We start from the raw sequence: 19,078 nt of genomic DNA on the forward strand, positions 1-19,078 counted from the left end.
TCGGGATAAAATGATTTGTACAAATTTTTTTCGCTACGAATTTCACAAATTAGCACAAATTAATTCACGAAAATTTGTGAAATTCGTGGCGAACTGACAAAGGTTTTAAATCCTTTAATCTTTGGCGAAAAAAATAATAATAAACAATTATGCATCACTATTTCTACGCCATTCATCTATTTGTAAACCGAAGAAAATCGCTGTCGGTTGCTTTGGCAATTCTGATGCTTTTAGTGTTTGGATTTTTTGCTTCAAAAATTAAATTTGAAGAAGACATTACCAAACTTATTCCAACAAACGATAAATCTGATGTTACGGCAAAAGTTTTAAAACAACTTAATTTTGCCGATAAAATAACCGTAATTTTTAAACTTGAAAAAAACGGAACCGACGAAGATTTAAAAGAAATGGCAACTATATTTTCTGATAGCGTTGCCAAATCCTGCAAACCATATATAACTGGAATTCAGGGCAAAGTTGATGAAGAAAACATTCAGGAAACCATAGATTTTGTTTACAATAATCTTCCGCTTTTTCTGGAGAATAAAGATTACACGGCGATTCAGAATAAACTTCAAAAAGACAGTATTGCCGCAACCGTTCAGGGAAATTACAAATCGATTATTTCGCCTTCGGGATTTATTACCAAAGATTTTATTCTGCAGGATCCGCTTGGGATTTCTTTTATAGCGCTCAAAAAATTACAGCAGCTTAATATTGGAGACGATTTTACGCTCGACAATGGTTTTGTAATGACAAAGGATAAAAAGAAATTATTGCTTTTTATTACCTCAAATCTTCCATCGAGCGAAACAGAAAAGAATACGATTTTTGCCGAAAAACTTAAATCGATTCAGGATAATCTAAATCAGAAATTTAAAACCAAAACTTCAATCCGTTATTTTGGTTCGGCTTTAATTGCCGTTGCGAATGCCAATCAAATTAAAAGCGACATTATTTTAACAACAACAATTGCGATGATTACGCTAATGTTGATTCTGATTTTATTTTACCGAAAAGTATTAATTCCGCTTATTATATTTCTTCCAACCGTTTTCGGAGCTTTATTTGCCGTTGCTTTTTTATATTTTGTAAAAGAGCAAATCTCCGCCATTTCTCTCGGAATTGGTTCTATTTTACTCGGAATCACAATCGATTATTCCATACATATTTTAACGCATTACAAACATAACAGCGACGTAAAAACCTTGTACAAAGATATTACGATGCCCGTAATTATGAGTAGTTCAACAACTGCCGTTGCGTTTTTATGTTTGCTTTTTGTAAAATCTGATGCTTTAAATGACTTAGGAATTTTTGCTGCCGTAATTGTTATGGCAACTGGATTTTTCTCTCTTTTGATCGTTCCGCATTTGTATAAACCAAAAGAAAATAATTTTGATCATAAGAAAAATGTCATTGATAAATTGGCCCATTTTTCATTTCATAACAATAAACTCTTAATTGGTTTTTGCGTTTTAATTACCATTATTTGCTGCTTTACCTATAATAATGTTGGTTTCAATAACGATTTATCGCAATTAAATTTTGTTCCGAAAGAAATTAAAGCAGCCGAAAAAGATCTGGAAGAAAGCACGAGTTTAACATCAAAAACCATTTATGTTGCTTCTTACGGAAATAGTATGGAAGAAGTTTTGCAAAACAACAGCAAACTTTTTGCCGATTTATCGAAAGAAAAACAGGAGGATAAAATTCTAAATTTCAGTTCTGTTGGCGGAATTATGCTTTCACAGGCGGCACAAAAACAGAAAATTGAAAAATGGAATTCGTTTTGGGATTCGAATAAAAAACAGCTTTTAAAATCGGAATTAATTGCCGAAGGTTCCAAACTTGGTTTTAAACCAACAACGTATTCGATCTTTTTTGATCATTTAGATTTTGATTTCAAACCAATTTCTGCAAATGATTATTTAAAAATTCAGGCGTTGCAACTGAAAGAATTTGTAACCGAAAAGAAAGGTTTTTTCACGATTTCGACTTTAGTAAAAGTGGCTCCAAAACAACGTGATGCTTTTGTAAAATCGGCTTCAGCCAAAAATAATCTGATTGCAATTGACCGTCAGCAAATGAACGAAACGTTTTTCAGTACCTTGAAAACCGATTTTAATTCGCTTGTCAATTATTCTTTTGTTGCCGTAATCCTGATTTTATTTTTCTTTTTCAGAAGAGTCGAATTGGTTATTGTAAGCTGTATTCCGATTGCCTTAACGGGAATTGTTACGGCAGGAATTATGGGCATTTTTGGCATTCAGATGAATATTTTCAGCATGATTGTTTGTACGCTGATTTTTGGTCATGGTGTCGATTTTAGTATTTTCATGACAAGCGCACTTCAAAAAGAATATACAACCGGAAAAAATGAAATTGCAATTTACAGAACTTCAATTATTCTGGCAGTTATCACCACCATTTTAGGAATTGGTGCTATGATTTTTGCGCAGCATCCGGCGTTGCGATCCATTTCATCAGTTTCGTTAATTGGGGTTTTTGCAGCTTTAATTATTACGTTTATTTTCTATCCGATTCTTTTCAAATTATTTTTATCGAATCGTCCAAAAAACGGAAATGCTCCTTTTGAATTACGAACTTTTTTACATGGCGTTTTATCCTTTTTCTATTACGGACTTGGCGGCGTTTTAATGTCAATTTTCAGTTTGATCATTATGCCGATTCTTCCCATAAATGGAAAAACAAAAATGAAAGGATTCCGATATTGTATTTCAAAATTCATGAAATCGGTATTGTATTCCAATCCGTTTATACATAAAAAAGTCATTAATAAGTTTAATGAAACCTTCGAAAAACCAGCGATAATTATTGCCAATCATTCTTCATTTTTAGATATTTTAAGTATCGGAATGTTGAGTCCAAAAATTATTTTCTTAGTAAATGATTGGGTTTACAATTCACCTATTTTTGGCGCTACGGTTAGAAAAGCAGGTTTTTATCCTGTTTCTGAAGGATTGGAAGAAGGTGTTGAACATTTGCGCCAAAAAGTAAACGAAGGCTATTCGTTAATGGTTTTTCCGGAAGGAACACGTTCTGAAAGTAATCAGATTAAACGTTTTCATAAAGGTGCTTTTTATCTTGCCGAGGAATTTAATTTAGATATCGTTCCTGTTCTGATTCACGGCGCTTCAGAAACACTTCCTAAAGGTGATTTTGTCATTCATGACGGAAGTCTTACCGTTTCTATTTTAGAAAGAATTACGCCTGAAAATCTTTCTTTTGGAAAAAATTATGCAGAAAGAACAAAACAAATAAGTACTTTTTTTAAAGCTGAATTTCATAAAATCCGTCAGGAATTAGAAGGCGCAGCATATTTCAAAAAAATGCTGATTCACAGTTATGATTACAAAGAAATTGAAATCGTAAATAGTGTAAAAAAAGATTTAAAAATTCATCTGGACACTTATCATCTTTTGAACCAGCACATTTCGGCGAAAGCCAAAATAGCACATTTCTCAAACGATTATGGACAATTGGATGTTTTATTAGCGCTACAGGAACCGCAAAGAAAAATACATTCGTATACTAATGACGAAGAAAAACGCGAAGTTGCTAAAACTAATTATATTGTTACAAAGAGAAAAATTAGCTATCATGAAAATCCAGAATCGATTTTAGAAAATCAGTTTGATGTTTTTTTAATTTCTGATGAAAGTTATACTAATGATATCGAAAAAATCGTTTCTACTACTTCCTGCGTTATATTGGTTGATAGTTCGGGTTTAAAAAACACTTTGATTAACTTTGGTTTTTCTTCTGTTTTTGAGGAAAATTCAATAATTGTATTACAGAAAAACTAGCATGAAAGAGCATTATGATGTAGTAATTACAGGCAGCGGCTTGGGCGGTTTAGTGTCGTCGATTATCCTGGCGAAAGAAGGCTACAGCGTTTGTGTGCTCGAAAAAAACAATCAATACGGCGGAAATTTACAGACGTTTGTACGCGATAAAACCATTTTTGATACCGGAATTCACTACATAGGAGGTTTGGGCGAAGGTCAGAATCTCTACCAATATTTTAAATATTTAGGGATTATTGATCATTTAAATCTAAAAAAACTAGATGAAAATGGTTTTGATATTATCTCTTTTGAAGATGATGAAAACGAATATCCGCACGCGCAGGGTTACGAAAATTTTGTCGATCAATTAGGTGTTTTCTTTCCTGATGAAAAAGCAAATATTGAAAACTATTGCGAAAAATTAAAAACAATTTGTGACTCTTTTCCGCTCTATAATTTGAACTGGGAAGGAAAATACGATAATGAAATTTTAGCGCTCAACGCAAAAGAAACAATCGAATCTTTTACCAAAAACGAAAAGCTGAAAGCTGTTTTATCGGGTTCTAATTTTTTGTATGCCGGAATTCCTGATAAATCGCCTTTTTACGTTCATGCGCTTTCGGTGAACTCATATATTCAAAGTTCCTGGCGCTGTATAAATGGCGGAAGCCAGATTACGAAACAACTTTTAAAACAACTTAAAAAACACGGCGGCGAATTTTATAAATACAAAGAAGTTATGCGTTTTAATGTCGAAAATAACAAAGTAACAGCTGTAGAAATGAAAGATGGAACTCAGGTTTCGGGTACGCATTTCATCTCGAATATAGATCCAAAAACTACGTTGAAACTGGTTGGCGAAGAGCATTTCAGAAAAGCATTTTTTAGTCGTATCCAGAGTCTTGAGGGCGTCATTTCTGCCTTTAGTTTATACATTGTTTTCAAGCCACAAACGTTTAAATACATCAATCACAATCATTATCATTTTAAGAAAAGCAGCGAAGTCTGGAATGCACATGATTATGACGAAAATTCATGGCCAAAAGCTTTTATGGCTTCTATGAATGCATCGAAAAAACAAGAAATCTGGGCCGAAGGAATGACTTGTATTACCTATATGAAATATGATGATGTCGCACCCTGGATTGAAACTTTTAATACAACAGTTGAAGAAAATGATCGCGGAGAAAGTTATGAAGCATTCAAATCGAGAAAAACAGCCAAATTTCTTGAAGAAATTGAACTGAAATTTCCGGGAATAAAAGATTGTATTCAGTCGATTCATACCTCTACCCCGCTTTCATATCGCGATTATATTGGCGGACATAATGGCAATATGTACGGTTATGTAAAGGATTCGAGCAATCCCATGAAAACTTTAATTCCGTCAAAAACCAAGTTAGACAATCTTTTTTTAACGGGACAAAGTATTAATATGCACGGCGTTTTAGGCGTGACGATTGGAGCTGTAGTAACCTGTTCAGAAATTCTTGGAAAGGAGTATTTGGTCAATAAAATCAATCAGATATCTAAATAAAACAGAGATGAAAGGCCGGATTCTATTTTTTATTTCGCTTGGTTTTTTGTTGCTATTGGCTTCTTGCGGAACATCAAAATCAATGCATCATATACCGGATATTTCGAATTATAATGCCACAAAACCTCTTGTAATAAAACAATCTGACAGCGTTTTTATCTCTGGAAAAAACTCGATTTTAAAAAATAAACAAGGTATTTGGGAATTATACGTTGAAGGTGATCCGCTGGAAATTGGCTTAACAACCGGCGCTTTATCAGATTCACTTTTAAAAAAACAAGAACAGATTTTTTTCTCGAAAATAAAGGATATCGTTCCTTCTAAATTTGAGCAAAAAATGCTCCGTTACTTTCTAAAATGGTACAATCGAAAATTATATACGAATGTTCCGGATGAATATCAAACGGAAATTTATGGCGTTTCGCAATATACTTCTCATGACTTTGATAACATTGCACCGCAATTTCAGCGTAGTTTATATTTGCATGCCGCACATGATATTGGCCACGCTTTGCAGGATTTGGCTTTGGTTGGCTGTTCTTCTTTTGCGGCGTGGGGAGAAAAATCTGAGGATGGAAATTTAATCCTCGGACGTAATTTTGATTTTTATGTAAATGACGCTTTCGCGGAAAATAAAATACTGGCATTTATAAACCCGAAAGAAGGCCATAAATTTATGATGGTTACCTGGCCCGGAATGATTGGCGCTGTTTCCGGAATGAATCAGGAAGGTTTAACGGTTACTATTAACGCCTCAAAATCAAAAATCCCGATGATTGCCAAAACACCAATTTCTATTTTGACACGCGAAATTTTGCAGCACGCTGCAACTATTGATGAAGCTATTGCTATTGCTAAAAAAAGAGAAGTCTTTGTTTCTGAATCTATTATGGTTGGAAGCGCACATGATAATAAAGCGGTTTTGATAGAAGTTTCGCCTAAAAAAATGGACGTTTACGATGTTCCAAATAGTGATCAGTTAATATGTTCGAATCATTTTCAGAGCGATGATTTAAAAGGAGAAAAACGAAATCAAATGCAAATTATCAACAGCCATTCTGAATATCGCTTTGAAAGAATGCAGGAACTTTTTACGGAGAATCCAAAAATCAACCCGAAAATAGCTTCTGATATTCTTCGAAATAAAGAAGGTTTGCACGATACTAAAATTGGTTATGGAAACGAAAAAGCATTGAATCAATTAATGGCGCATCACGGAGTTATTTTTAAACCGGAAGAAAAATTGGTTTGGGTTTCGGCAAATCCCTATCAATTGGGTGAATTTGTCTGTTATAATCTGGATTCTGTTTTTAAAGAAAAAAGATCAAATGTTGTAGTTTCCTTTCAACAGAAAAAATTGAATATTGCAAAAGATCCATTTATTGAAACTATAGCGTATCAGAACTATCAAAAGTTTAGAATTGAAGATGATAAAATAGATTTATATCTTCAAAAGAAAGAAAATATCAGTCCCGAATTTATTCAAAATTATCAATCCTTAAACCCTGATTATTGGGTTGTGTATTACAAAGCAGGGTTGTACTTTTATCAAAAAAAAGAATATCAGCTCGCTCAGCATAATTTTGAAAAAGCACTAACCAAAGAAATTACAACAGTTCCTGACAAAACAGCAATTGAAAAATATTTAAAAAAACTCAAAAGAAAATTAAAATGATTCCAGTAATAGAAAAAGATTCTTTAGAAGAAATTAAAAATTTTCAAGAGCAAAAATTAGTTGAACTTTTACACTACATAAGCAATAATTCTCCTTTTTATAAAAGACTTTTTGCCGGACGAAATATTGATATTTCGAAGATTAAAACACTCGAAGATTTACAGCATTTACCTGTAACCACAAAAGAGGATTTACAACAATACAACGATGATTTTTTATGTGTTCCGCAGCATAAAATTATCGATTATGCTTCCACTTCAGGAACTTTGGGCGATCCGGTAACTTTTGGTTTAACCGATTCTGACCTCGATCGATTGGCGTATAATGAAGCCATTTCGTTTGCCTGCGCCGGAATTGCAGAAGGCGATGTCGTGCAATTGATGACCACAATTGACCGAAAATTCATGGCCGGTTTGGCTTATTTTCTTGGTTTGCGAAAACTTAAAGTTGGCGTTATACGCGTTGGCGCCGGAATTCCGGAATTGCAATGGGATTCTATTTTAAAATACAAACCTTCTTATTTAATTACTGTTCCATCTTTTCTTTTAAAGTTAATTGAATACGCCGAAGCACACGGAATCGACTATAATAATTCAAGTATAAAAGGTGCCATTTGCATTGGAGAATCTTTGCGAAATCAGGATTTTTCGATGAATATTTTATCTCAAAAAATTACTGAAAAATGGAATATTAAGTTGTTTTCAACTTATGCTTCTACAGAAATGAGCACGGCTTTTACAGAATGTGAACACGGAATTGGCGGTCATCATCATCCTGAATTAATTATCGTTGAAGTTCTGGACGAAAATAATATTCCTGTAAAAAATGGAGAAACCGGCGAATTGACTTTTACAACTTTGGGTATTGAAGCCATGCCTTTGTTGCGTTTTAAAACCGGAGATATTGTTCAGCTTCATAACGAACCTTGCGCTTGCGGGAGAAATACGTTGCGTGTTGGTCCCGTAATTGGACGTAAAAAACAAATGATTAAATATAAAGGAACAACACTTTATCCGCCAGCCATGAATGATGTTTTGAGTGGTTTTGATAATATCGAAAATCATATTATTGAGATTTCAACCAACGATTTAGGTACCGATGAAATTCTGATAAAAATCGCTGTTAAAAACCAAACGCCTGAATTTCTGCAGGAAATAAAAGATCATTTCAGAGCCAAATTAAGAGTTACCCCAAAGATTGAATTCGCCTCAAAAGAAACTTTGAATCCTTTAGTTTTTAACCCAATGAGTCGAAAACCAATTCGTTTTTTTGACTATAGAGCTTAATATAGGTAAAAAGCAACAAAGGTTTTCTATTAGTCTGATAAAAAACCTTTGAACCTTTGTTACTCTGAACCTTTGAACCTCAATTTGGTACAAATTGAACTAAATGTTGTAATTTTGCACAAAATATTGAAGATGGTCAAGATTGGCAACATAGAATTACCCGAATTTCCTTTATTACTTGCTCCCATGGAAGATGTGAGCGATCCGCCGTTTCGCAGATTATGCAAAACGCATGGCGCTGACATGATGTATTCTGAATTTATTTCTTCAGAAGGATTAATTCGTGATGCTATCAAAAGTCGAATGAAACTGGATATTTTTGATTACGAGCGTCCGGTTGGGATTCAGATTTTTGGTGGTGATGAAGAAGCAATGGCACTTTCGTCTAAAATTGTTTCTACCGTAAAACCAGATTTAGTTGATATTAATTTTGGATGTCCGGTAAAAAAAGTAGTTTGTAAAGGTGCCGGAGCCGGAGTTTTGAAAGATGTCGATTTGATGGTTCGTTTGACAAAAGCGGTTATCAGAAGTACTGATTTACCGGTTACTGTAAAAACACGTTTGGGTTGGGATGATAGCTCAATTAATATTGATGAAGTTGCTGAAAGACTTCAGGATATTGGCGTTCAGGCTTTAACGATTCACGCCAGAACCCGTGCTCAAATGTATAAAGGCCACGCCGATTGGTCGCATATTGCACGTGTAAAAAATAACCCGAGAATTACAATGCCTATTTTTGGAAATGGCGATATCGACAGCCCTGAAAAAGCATTAAAATATAAAAATGAATACGGAATTGACGGTATCATGATTGGTCGTGCCGCAATTGGTTATCCGTGGATTTTTAACGAAATCAAGCATTATTTTAAAACCGGTGAGCACTTACCTGCTCCAACGGTTGCTGATCGCGTAGAAGCTGCCAGAAATCACTTAATGTGGTCAATGGAATGGAAAGGCGAACGTTTGGGAATTGTTGAAATGCGTCGTCATTATACCAATTATTTTAAAGGAATTCACTCTTTTAAAGAATATAAACAAAAACTAGTTACAACCGATGAACCTGAAAATCTTTTTGCTATTATGAAAGAAATTGAACAGGTTTATGCAGGATATGAGTTTGTTTAAAATTATATAACGCAATCTTTGTCAAGTTTATAATACAAAAAAGACCTTCAAAATTGAAGGTCTTTTTTGTATTGCTTAATAATCATCATAATGAAATCTACATTGCAAGATGACACATTTTTGATCAGTTCCTTTAGTTCCTGAAACTTTATAAACCAACCGATGTTCTCCGTTAATTCTTCGAGACCAAAAACTTTTTAAATCATGTCGTAAAGGTTCTGGTTTTCCAATTCCTTTAAATGGATTATCTCGAATTGATTTTATTAATTCCTTAATTTTTATAGCAGTATCTGTGTCGTTTTCGATCCAATATTCAAATTCTTCCCAACCATTTTTCGTAAAACAAATATCCATACTTATTATTCATCTAAATTATAGGTAGTTAGATTTCCCTTTTCCATCTGTTCTATAGAATCAGCAAGTCTTTTTCTATTTGCTTTAGTTGATAATAAATGTTGCGTCTCTAATATAGAATTGTATTCTTTCATAGAGATTATTACAACTGCATCTTCTTCTGTATTTCTTGGAACAACAATTATTTCAGATGATTCTGAAACTTCATCAAAATAATTTTTGATATTTTTTCTTAATGTAGATATTGTTACTGCTTTCATATTATTAAATTTACGTACATTTTATTGTACGCTCAAAGGTACAAAAAATTATTAAATCATTTATCCTTTGAAAATCTGAGACTTTTACAAATAGCATTAAAAAAAAAACCTTCAAATTTGAAGGTCTTTTTTGTACATTTAAGTTAAAGAAATATCATTTTATTCTAAAACATTTTTGGTTGAATTTCTTTTGGCAAGATCAATTGCTGACTTTAACTCGGAAAAGAATAACTCAGCTTCTTTAGCATTTCTAATGGATTTAGATAAATTATCATTGCTATTTGATTCTATGGTATTATTCTCTAATCTATCTTTTTTCGTACCTGAAACTAGCGCAATTTCTCGAATTTTATTAATCTTATTTTGAATAGAATCTTTCATACAACAAATTTAAAAATTATGATTTAAATTAAACATATAATATCTGTAAAGATCATTGGTTTTTCTTTGAAAATTAAATGGTTCTGGTTTTGGTTTAAAAAAAGCCGACCCATCAATATCTAATTCAATTGTTCCATTTCTTAATAATCTCACATACCAGTCTACTCCAATAATAACTATAAAATCTTGTAAATCTTTATAATTATATCTAAACATTCGATGATATAAATTGGCTCGTAAATCATCTGAACCATCTATACCAATTGTTGCATGAGGATGGTCTTTTAAAAAGATTATCGAAAACAAGATAATTGTTGAAAAAACCTTATTACTATCTTTATGTTTAAGATTTATAGAATCATCGATTTTTCCAGTTGTATCAAATGGACCAAAGGCCAGATTGTAAACATTTGGTAATAAAGAATCCGCAATGTTTGTGAATTTAACTTTTAACTGAATTATTTTATTATTCTTTAATTGAGATTCAAAAATATATTGATCGAAATTGGAACTTACATATATAGCTTCAAAAGTATTTTCTAAATTAATTTTAATCATAAGAAACATTAAATTTTCAGAGTAAAAATAACGTAAATTTCTTACAATAAAAAAGACCTTCAAATTTGAAGGCCTTTTTATTTGATAAACATTTTTACTTTACTGCTTCGAGTATTTTATCCGCAATTTTATTTTGTCCTTTTTCGCTGATAATATAAGTTCTGTCGTTTATATTAGACAAGTACCCGATTTCTAAAGTCATTGCCGGACAGTTCGAATTTTTCAAAATATAGAAAGAAGCTTTTTCAACTTCTCCTTTCGAAAAATAATTCCCAGCAACTTTGTCTACTACAATTTCAGCATTTGCTTTTGATTGGTCATAAAATTTTGGGTTTGCAGAAACATAAGCCTCTACTCCATTTTTGCTAAAATTTTCTGAAGAGTTAATGTGTAACGAAATTACTAAACTCGGATTAAGATTATTGATAATTGAAACTCTTTTGTTTAATTCCATTTGGTGATCTCCTTCACGAAGTAAAACAATTTCAAGATTTTCATTTTTATTCTGACTTTTAATTTTTTCAGCAATCGTCTGTACAATTATTTTTTCCTGCAGACCATTCAACGTTGCACCAAAATCATCACCGCCATGACCAGCGTCAATTACAATAATTTTTTTATCTAAAGGTTTAAAAGCAAAAAGTCCAAATAGTGCGGTAATCAAAACTAACGAAATTCTAATCTTTGTTTTCATCTATAATTTGATTTATGGTTATCTTTTACCAACGATTATATTTAAGAAATATTGCATAAAACCATAATCTATACCTGAATACGTTTCCATTTTCCTCTTTTATAAAAGAAAATCCCGGCCAATGTTATCGCAGTTTCTGCAACCGGAATTGCAATAAAAACCCCTGTTGGTCCCATGTTAAAATGTTTGGCTAATACATACGCCAGCGGAATTTGGAATAACCAAAATCCGAAGAAATTAATTCCGGTTGGTGTCCAGGTATCGCCTGCTCCATTAAAAGTATTGATCAAAACCATTCCGATTCCGTAGAAAATAAATCCGACGCTCATGATTTGCAATGCTTCGACTGCAACGGTTTTTACCATTTCATCATTGGTAAAAAACGAAATAATATATTTGCCAAAACACAAGGTAATTATCATTATGGTTGCCATAAAAATGACGTTGTATCTTGCAGTGGTATAAACTGATTTTTCGGCGCGATCGATTTGCTTGGCTCCTAAATTTTGTCCAACCAAAGTTGCCGCCGCATTACTTAATCCCCAAGCCGGAAGTATAAAAAACATCATTATTCGCAATGCAGTCTGATATCCTGCTGAACCATGATCTCCCCCTGTTGTCGCCACTAATTGCGCCAGAAAAATCCAACTGCAAGATGCAATTACAAACTGCAAAATTCCCGGAGCTGCAATTTTCACCAAGGCTTTTATTTGTTTGAAATCTGGAATAAAATAAGAAATTTTAATTTTTAAAACTCCATTTCCGGAGAACAAATGATATACTTGATATAATACTCCAATACTTCTTCCTAAACTTGTTGCCAAAGCTGCACCAATTAATCCGAAGGCTGGAATTGGACCAAGACCATTAATTAAAATCGGACATAAAATAATATTACAAATATTGGCTAACCAAAGACTTTTCATGGCAATTGCAGCATTTCCTGCGCCACGAAAAATTCCGTTGATTAAAAATAAAAGCATGATACACAAACTTGATCCAATCATAATTTGAGTAAAATGGTAACCGTGTTCGGCAGCTTCTACAGATGCGCCCATAAGAAGCAGAATATCTTTGGCATAAATAACTCCAAAAACGCTCATAATACTGTTGACAACAAATGCAACAATAATGGCCTGCATTCCTGCTTTTGCAGCAGCAACCGGATCTTTTTCGCCAATACGTCTGGCCACAACTGCTGTCGCCGCCATGCTCATCCCAATCGCTAATGAATATATAATTGTTAATACAGATTCAGTCAATCCAACGGTTTGAATTGCAAAACTGCTGTGCTCTAAATGTCCAACGAAATATAAATCGACTAACGCAAAAACCGATTCCATCATCATTTCTAAAACCATCGGAATGGCTAATAGAATTACAGCTTTTTTGATGCTTCCTGCAGTATAATCAAAAGTTTCGTCGCCTTTTATGGCTTGTTTTAAAGTGGTAAAAATTTTAGAAAATAAACTTTTCTGTATAGTAGTTTCTGTCATGATGTGTTAGGATAAATGATAAGATTAGCCCAGATTCAATAATCTGAACTCAAGAAAAATAAACGTAAAGTATCCTAATTATTCAAAAAATAAAAATAGGATTAGGCAGAAACAATCATAAACTGTAGATTTTTAAGACGGTAAATATAAGTAATATTTTTTACGAAAAAATACTAATCCAACAACTTTTTACTTACCCGGCTGCTGGCAATTAAAGAAGCCACAAAACCAAGTGAAACAATTGTTGCCATTACAATACCTACATTTTCGAGTGTAAAAACAACTGGATAAGCCAGAGTTGGCGTAATCATAATCAGTTCGTATTGTTGTTGTAATAATACTAAAATTATACCCAGAACAAGACCAATTATACCGCCAAAAACACTTAACAAAGTTCCCTGAAGCAGAAATATTTTTCGCAAATGACTGATTTCTGTACCAAGATTAAAAAGAGTTTTCAGGTTTCCTTTTTTATCCAGAATCATCATAATCAAAGCGCCAATTAAATTAAAAAGTGCTACAATAATTACTAAGGTAAAAATCAGGTAAACAACGATATTTTCAGTATTTAACATCTTATACAATGACTCGTTTAACTGTGCCCTGTTTTTTGTTGTAATCTTATTATTGAAGATTGTTTTGAGTTGGGCTGTTATAGCATTTTCATCTGCGTTTTCTTTCAGATTAAATTCGATTCCGGAAATTTGATTGGGTTTATACATCAATAATTCCTGAGCTAAACCAAGATCGGCAAACACATATTTCGAATCTAAATCTTCGCTAATCGAATAAATTCCAACAGGTAAAACATCTGTTTTATTAAAAGCTTCTTCCGGATTTTCAAAAGCTCCTTTTCCTGGTTTGGGTGCAAATATCTGCAACGGATTTTCGAAATCTAATATTCCTAAAGAAAAATCACGCGAAATTCCGTAACCAATAACAACCTGATAGGTATCGGGTTTAAGCCATTCTCCGTTAAAGAGTTTCTTTTTTATGTCGTTAACAACAGGATAATTACGATCAACACCTTTTAAATAAGTTACTTGCTGTTTGTCTTTAAACAAAAACAAAACACGTTCTTCTATAATTTTGGTATAAGAAACAACGCCATCTATTTTTTTAAGCTGACTTTCCTGATCTGATGTCAGCAAAAATGATTTCCCCAGTGTACTTGTAATTTTTAAATCGGGATCGATCTCATTTGTAAATGAAAGACTGAAAACCTTCAGTCCGCTAAAAACAGATAAAACCACAAACAAAGCCATTGTACCAACAATAATTCCCATGCTGGCAATGCGATTGATGATATTGATAGCATTGTTTTTACTTCTGCTAAAAATATAACGTTTGGCTATGTAAAGGGGGAAATTCAATTTATGATTTTCTTCTTTTTTCTAAAAGATCACGATTTTCGATTGGGTTTTCTCTGTTTGATAAGGCGTTATCAATTTTTTCGATATAATCAAGAGAGTCATCAATAAAGAATACCAGGTTTGGTACACGGCGCAATTGCAAACGAACGCGTTGCGATAAATCATGCTTAATTAAAGTCGAATTAGATTTTATACCTTCTAAAGTTTCTTTGGCTTTATCCTGAGGAAAAATACTTAAATATACTGTTGCCACAGATAAATCTGAAGTAACACTAACTTTGGATACCGAAATTACTAAATTACTAATTCCGTTTTTTCGCACTTCACCTTGCAAAATATCAACCAAATCTTTTTGGATGACACCGCCTATTTTTTTCTGTCTATTTGTTTCCATAGTGCAAAAATACTATTTTTAAATTTCAATCGATGCAATTTCAAATGAACAATAAAAGGATTTTTGGGTTCTAATCTGTTTTTCTTCAAATTTTGATGCTTTTTAATTAAAATTTACGTCAATACATTTATTCTCTTTCTCGTTTAAATGATGATAAAAGTCATATTATTTATCCGAAATATGCTACATATTTGATAGAAATATAACAACCCATTTATTATGAAAAAGAGAGAACCAATCAGCCACATTATGACCAAAAGCGTCATAACTGCAAACGAAAACGACGATTTAAGAAAAGTAGTAGAGATGTTAAAACAACATACAATTCGACATATTCCAATTGTTAGAGGTAAAGAAGTAATTGGTATTATAAGCCGTTCTGATATAAACCGATTGACTTTTGGAGCTTTGTTTGAAGGTCAGGAAGGAGCCGATGAAGCGATTCTGGACATGCTTAGTATTTCTCAGGTTATGACTTCAAAACCAAAAACAGTTTCATCTGATTCTATTATAAGAGATTTAGCAGAAATTTTTGTGAAAGAAGAATTTCATGCTTTGCCGGTTGTAGATAATGGCGAACTTAAAGGAATTGTTACCACTACTGATGTTGTGAAATACTTTTTAGAACAATACGATTAAATAAAAATTTAACCATAAAAAAAAGGGAGCCATTTAAGCTCCCTTTTTTGTTATTTGTTTTGTAGCCAACCTCTAGGATCGGCATATGTTGAGTTTTGCGAAATACAAAATTTCATTGTTGTTTTTCCTGTTTCTGAACTCGTTCTGATTTTACCAATACTTTGTTTAATAGAAACTTTATCGCCCTTATCTACACTTACGGTACTTAAGTTTTGATATACAGAGAAGTAATCTCCGTGCTGAATAATCACCATTTTATTTACCGGCGATAAAACAATTACACTTGTAACTTCGCCTGCAAAAACAGCTCTGGCGCTTGATCCTGCTTCGGTTGTAATCTCAACTCCGTTATTATGAATGGTTACAGAATTGTATAACGGGTGTGGCTGATCTCCAAAACCTTGCGAAATAAATCCTTTTTCAACCGGCCATGGCAATCTTCCTCTATTCGCTTTAAAGTCTGCTGCTAAAATTTTATTCTCTGGCGTTAATTCAATTTTTGATGATGAAACCGGAGCTTTTGCGGCGGCGGCTGTGCTTGAATTATTCTCTTTTGCTCTTTCAAGGGCAGCTTTTCTATTTGCTTCGGCAATTGCTTCACGAATCAAACGATCGATTTGTCTGTCGATTCTTTTAGATTCGCTTTGTTTTGCTTTTATATCCGTTAAAATTTTTCCTTTGTCTCTCTTAATTTCATTAACTAGTTTTTGCTGTTCTTTTTTCTCAACTTCTAATGTTTGTTTTTCTTTTTCATTTTCAGCAATAATTTTTTTCTTAACTTGTCTTTGCCCATTTAATCTGGCATTATAATCAACTAATTCTGCTGTTTTAGATTGGATTTCTAAACCTTGATTTTTTCTAAAATTGGTATATTGCTTTAAATATTGTGCTCTTTTATAGGCTTGCAAAAAACTTTCTGAAGACAAAATAAACATCGCGCGACTTTGCTCAGAACGGCTTTTATATGATTTAAGGATCATTTTAGAATAATCTTCTTTTAAAACCGCCAGTTCTCTTTTTAGTTTATTAACCTTCATTTGATTAATATACATATCATTACTTAAAAGTTTCTCTTGTTTTGAAGTAGTATTAATCAGTTTTTCTTTCAGTTTAATTTTATTCGCCTGAATCAAAAAGACATTTACCGCTGATTTTTCTTTTTTCTTTACAGATTGCAACATTTTTTCGTTGTCTTTTATTTCCTGTAAAATTTGCGCTTTTCGCTGTTCAAGTTTTTCTTGTTGCGAATCTTGTGCCCACATAAATGTAGTGGCGCATATAAAAATTAGGCTTAGGAGAAATTTTGGCATGTTTTTATTTTCTTTTTGCAAATTTACTTAATTAAAACTTTCTTGTAACCGCTTGGCACACTATATGGAAAAGAAAGTTCTTCGTTAAATGAAATGTTGTTGTAATTCAAATTAATATTGGTTTTCCCTTTTGGCTGAATTGCATTGATTTCGATTGTTGTTGGAAATGTTCCCTGATCAAAAACCTTATTGTCAGAATAGTTGACTTGCAAGTGTATGTTTTCTGAAGCTTTTGAAATTTCTTCTTTTTGAAGCAAATATTTTTCAGGATCCAAATAGAACGATTTTTTCAATTTAGGATCTGTTTCATCATCTAAACGAAAAAGATTTTCTACAATTGATTGCGTATATTTTCCTTTTCTTAAATCGTCTAAAGCTTCTCCAACCAATAAGTTCTGAACTTTACTGTAATCTAATTCAGTTCCTAACCATTTGCTTAAACTCGTAAAATCGCCTTCGTAATACGTACTGTTTATTTTTTCGTAATAACTGACCGTTGTTGGCGTAATTAATGCTTTTGCCATTGTGATTCCTAAAAAACGAACGCTAACCAAAATCTGTTTGTCTTTTTCGATTCTAATTTCGGCGGTCACATTCTGACTTTGTTTTTCATCAACATATTTAGCGCTGGCTTTTATATATACAGTCGAAAAATTTTGTTTGTTATCGTAATGTTTCTCTACCGCTTTGTTGTCTTTTTTAGCGACAACTTCCGTATTGTTAGTAGTACTTTGTACCGCAACAGCTTTAGATTTACAAGAAACCGCAAACGCTGCTACCAACATTATTGCTATATATTTTTTCATCTCAATTTCTCCTCTTTATTTCTTTTTTTTCAATAAATCATTTGCCTTCAAAAAGTATTCCTCTTTTTTCTTTGCATCTCCTAAACCATTATAAGCCTCTCCAAGTTGAATATTAAAATTTGCCTCAAGGGCAGTATCATCAACAACATAATCGAGTCCCATTTCTAAAACGGTTTTTGCGTTTTTAAATTGTTTCAGCTGATTGTTTCCTAAACCTGCATAATAATAAAATTGAGGCTGACTCGGATATACTTCAATCATATTCATCGCTCGTTTTGTCATGGGTTCAAATTGTTTTGCCTGTGTATATGCTTCAAGCAAAAGCAAATTGGTTTCACGATCCGTATCTGAATTTGATTTCAAATCTTTTTCATAATACTTAATTGCATTATCAAACTGACCTTTACTATGATAAAATTTTCCTATTTCTTTGGCAACATCAACATCTTTGTCGTTGTCAAAATAAGCAATTGCTTTTTCTAAATCCGGTGCGTATTGCGGATTTTTATTTACGTAAATCAAAAATTCATTTAACGTACGATGTTTTATTTTTGAATCTATTTTTGAACTTGACAAAATCACGTTCATCGATTTAATGGCTTTATCAGCTTGATTTCCGTCTAGATAAACTTTAAATAAACTTACTTGTCCCCATTCAGAAGCTGGAATTTCCTTTGCTAATTGTTTGGCAACATCCAGTGCTTTATCTGTATCTTCTGCTTTTGAATATAAAAAAATCAGGTTTACATAATTCGATTCTTCTTTCGGATTCTTTTTGATTGCATCAGTCAAACTGCTAATTTCTGTTGATTGATATTTTCCCTGGGATAAAATTTGCGTTTTGTATCTTTCGCGATCTTCTGATTTTCCGAATTTATCATTCATTTCATTAATCGTCACAAGCGCTTTGTCATATTGATTGGTAATCATATATAACGAAATCAAATCGTCTTTATATTCTTCGTCAAACGGAATAATTTTCTGAATCGTTTCGATTGCCAAAGGATAATTTTTGGTTTCATAACTTACGTCATAAATCCCTAACCAATACCATTTGTTTTTGGGATCTAACTGCGTTGCTTTTTCAAATGAATCCTGAGCATTGCTATATTGTTTTAAGGACAGATAATTTTTTCCTAATTCAAAATAAGCTACGGCATCATTAGGTTTTAGCTTGATGCATTTTTCTAATGATACGATGGCTTTATCGTAATTTTCGATTCCTTTTTGTTTTAATGATTCATAAAAAGAGTCTTGGTATTCATCTGTTGCCATAGCAATATCTTCTGGTTCAACCTGAGCCATAATTGAAGATGAATTGCCTAGAAAAGCAAAAAATAATAGTATTAAAACTCTTTTTTTTATCATTATTTTTAAT

The 19,078-nt window shown here is 32.7% G+C and carries 17 protein-coding genes; 6 read left to right on the forward strand and 11 right to left on the reverse strand.

Going from position 1 to position 19,078, the window contains the following annotated elements:
* The first annotated feature begins 149 nt into the window (after window positions 1-149).
* The 5 genes from ACZ0AH_RS00195 (at window position 150) to dusB (ending at window position 9,435) form a co-directional block, all read left to right on the forward strand.
* Window positions 150-3,830 carry a 1-acyl-sn-glycerol-3-phosphate acyltransferase gene (locus ACZ0AH_RS00195; protein WP_463473889.1) on the forward strand — a complete coding sequence of 1,227 codons (3,681 nt, stop codon included), beginning with the start codon at window positions 150-152 and terminating at the stop codon, window positions 3,828-3,830.
* Window position 3,831: 1 nt separating this feature from the next.
* Complete coding sequence (locus ACZ0AH_RS00200; protein ID WP_463473890.1) at window positions 3,832-5,349, forward strand: phytoene desaturase family protein; 1,518 nt, start codon at window positions 3,832-3,834, stop codon at window positions 5,347-5,349.
* 7 nt (window positions 5,350-5,356) lie between these two features.
* The gene (locus ACZ0AH_RS00205; RefSeq protein WP_463473891.1) at window positions 5,357-7,024 is read left to right on the forward strand and encodes a C45 family autoproteolytic acyltransferase/hydolase; all 1,668 of its coding nucleotides are present in this window, start codon (window positions 5,357-5,359) and stop codon (window positions 7,022-7,024) included.
* Entirely contained in the window at window positions 7,021-8,310 is a 1,290-nt protein-coding gene (gene flxY / locus ACZ0AH_RS00210) for a flexirubin biosynthesis putative acyl-CoA ligase FlxY (RefSeq protein ID WP_463473892.1), read from the forward strand. Before ACZ0AH_RS00205 ends, flxY begins: the two co-directional genes overlap by 4 nt.
* A gap of 132 nt (window positions 8,311-8,442) precedes the next feature.
* Complete coding sequence (gene dusB, locus ACZ0AH_RS00215) at window positions 8,443-9,435, forward strand: tRNA dihydrouridine synthase DusB (RefSeq protein ID WP_115844563.1); 993 nt, start codon at window positions 8,443-8,445, stop codon at window positions 9,433-9,435.
* 75 nt (window positions 9,436-9,510) lie between these two features.
* Here dusB and ACZ0AH_RS00220 read toward each other — a convergent pair whose 3' ends face one another.
* From ACZ0AH_RS00220 to rbfA, 8 genes are all read right to left on the reverse strand, one after another.
* Window positions 9,511-9,789 (reverse strand): Txe/YoeB family addiction module toxin, encoded by a 279-nt coding sequence (locus ACZ0AH_RS00220; RefSeq protein ID WP_463473893.1) that lies wholly within the window; start codon window positions 9,787-9,789, stop codon window positions 9,511-9,513.
* Between the two features lie 5 nt (window positions 9,790-9,794).
* Window positions 9,795-10,049 (reverse strand): type II toxin-antitoxin system Phd/YefM family antitoxin, encoded by a 255-nt coding sequence (locus tag ACZ0AH_RS00225; RefSeq protein ID WP_463473894.1) that lies wholly within the window; start codon window positions 10,047-10,049, stop codon window positions 9,795-9,797.
* 159 nt (window positions 10,050-10,208) lie between these two features.
* Entirely contained in the window at window positions 10,209-10,430 is a 222-nt protein-coding gene (locus ACZ0AH_RS00230; RefSeq protein WP_463473895.1) for a hypothetical protein, read from the reverse strand.
* Window positions 10,431-10,439: 9 nt separating this feature from the next.
* Complete coding sequence (locus ACZ0AH_RS00235; protein WP_463473896.1) at window positions 10,440-10,988, reverse strand: DUF6934 family protein; 549 nt, start codon at window positions 10,986-10,988, stop codon at window positions 10,440-10,442.
* Between the two features lie 94 nt (window positions 10,989-11,082).
* Window positions 11,083-11,682: an N-acetylmuramoyl-L-alanine amidase family protein gene (locus tag ACZ0AH_RS00240; RefSeq protein ID WP_463473897.1), complete on the reverse strand. Its 600-nt coding sequence runs from the start codon at window positions 11,680-11,682 to the stop codon at window positions 11,083-11,085.
* Window positions 11,683-11,750: 68 nt separating this feature from the next.
* Window positions 11,751-13,178: an MATE family efflux transporter gene (locus ACZ0AH_RS00245; protein ID WP_463473898.1), complete on the reverse strand. Its 1,428-nt coding sequence runs from the start codon at window positions 13,176-13,178 to the stop codon at window positions 11,751-11,753.
* 173 nt (window positions 13,179-13,351) lie between these two features.
* Window positions 13,352-14,551, reverse strand: a complete 1,200-nt coding sequence (locus ACZ0AH_RS00250) for an ABC transporter permease (protein ID WP_463473899.1) — start codon at window positions 14,549-14,551, stop codon at window positions 13,352-13,354.
* 1 nt (window position 14,552) lies between these two features.
* Window positions 14,553-14,945, reverse strand: coding sequence for a 30S ribosome-binding factor RbfA (gene rbfA / locus ACZ0AH_RS00255; RefSeq protein ID WP_055097718.1), 393 nt, complete (start codon window positions 14,943-14,945; stop codon window positions 14,553-14,555).
* 219 nt (window positions 14,946-15,164) lie between these two features.
* On the opposite strand from rbfA, the gene ACZ0AH_RS00260 reads away from it, so the two are divergent.
* Window positions 15,165-15,584, forward strand: a complete 420-nt coding sequence (locus tag ACZ0AH_RS00260) for a CBS domain-containing protein (protein WP_463473900.1) — start codon at window positions 15,165-15,167, stop codon at window positions 15,582-15,584.
* Between the two features lie 50 nt (window positions 15,585-15,634).
* Here the strand turns inward: ACZ0AH_RS00260 and ACZ0AH_RS00265 are convergent, their stop codons facing one another.
* Genes ACZ0AH_RS00265 through ACZ0AH_RS00275 form a run of 3 tightly spaced genes read right to left on the reverse strand, consistent with a single transcriptional unit; the run spans window position 15,635 to window position 19,068 of the window.
* Entirely contained in the window at window positions 15,635-16,894 is a 1,260-nt protein-coding gene (locus tag ACZ0AH_RS00265) for a murein hydrolase activator EnvC family protein (RefSeq protein WP_463473901.1), read from the reverse strand.
* Window positions 16,895-16,917: 23 nt separating this feature from the next.
* Window positions 16,918-17,700 carry a lipoprotein insertase outer membrane protein LolB1 gene (gene lolB1 / locus ACZ0AH_RS00270; RefSeq protein ID WP_463473902.1) on the reverse strand — a complete coding sequence of 261 codons (783 nt, stop codon included), beginning with the start codon at window positions 17,698-17,700 and terminating at the stop codon, window positions 16,918-16,920.
* 15 nt (window positions 17,701-17,715) lie between these two features.
* Complete coding sequence (locus ACZ0AH_RS00275; protein WP_463473903.1) at window positions 17,716-19,068, reverse strand: tetratricopeptide repeat protein; 1,353 nt, start codon at window positions 19,066-19,068, stop codon at window positions 17,716-17,718.
* Window positions 19,069-19,078 lie beyond the last annotated feature (10 nt).

This window comes from Flavobacterium sp. AC105, assembly GCF_979258495.1.